1 protein-coding gene is annotated in these 976 nt (G+C 40.8%); it reads left to right on the forward strand.

All coding sequences use genetic code 11. The features are described 5' to 3' along the window. A partial coding sequence (locus tag AC1DUW_RS30460; RefSeq protein WP_477644396.1) for an ABC transporter substrate-binding protein occupies nucleotides 1-650 on the forward strand: 650 nt, incomplete at its 5' end. Nucleotides 651-976 lie beyond the last annotated feature (326 nt).

The raw sequence follows: 976 nt of genomic DNA on the forward strand, positions 1-976 counted from the left end.
GCAAAAAGATTGCAGCTTTGCCAACCTCCTCTCAATACGGAAAAGACTGGACAGAAGCGGTTCTCCCTCATTGGAAAAAGCAAGGTGGTAAAGTCGTTTATAATTCCTCGATTGATTTTGCTAAAGAAACAGATTTTTTTACGATTGTTACGAATGCATTGAAAAAGGATCCTGATGTGCTGTTTATCGGAGGTGCGTCTGAGCCGACGGCAAAAGTAGCGAAGCAAGCTCGGGAGTTAGGGTTTAAAGGCGGTTTTATTATTATGGATCAGGCGAAGCTGGATCAAATGAAGCCGATTGCAGGATCATATGAAACATTGGAAGGCTCAATCGGTGTCCTACCTCTGATTAACTCCGATGAAGAAGCAGTGCCAGCTTTTATTGAGAAATATCAAAAAAATTATAAGGAAGATCCAAGCTCCGAAGTCGGTTTGAATTACATCGCGATGTATGCTTTTGTGGAAGCGATGAAATCGGCAGGAAGCGTGGATGACGTCAAGGCGATTCGCGAACATATGCAGGACGGGCTGACGAATATTTCTGCTGAACAGAAAATCTACGATATCCCAACAATTGATGAGAATGGAGGATTCGCATCTACAATTGTCGTTGGAGCGGTTGAAGATGGAAAAGTAGTTCCCATTCGTTAAGGTGAACAAAGCCAGTGCTGGTGTCACGAAAAATATCCCTGATAATCAAGTAAACAGTCATAAAAAAAGTAGCTAGAGTGCGGCAGAATTCTACCCTACCAGTATGTACTGATAGAGTAGATTGTTGTATTTCTTGGACGTGTACTGGAATCCTACAAATGAAGGATTCCAGTACACGTTTCTTTTTTTGTTTCTTCCACAATGTATCCATTACTAGGTTAAGATTCATACTGTCAGGTACTTTTTAGAAATGATAATATTCTAGTAAAGGACCTGAACGATAGAAAAACAATAGTAAAGGTGACAATAGTGTGAGCATCGTGTAG

This window comes from Peribacillus sp. P4_C12, assembly GCF_056402095.1.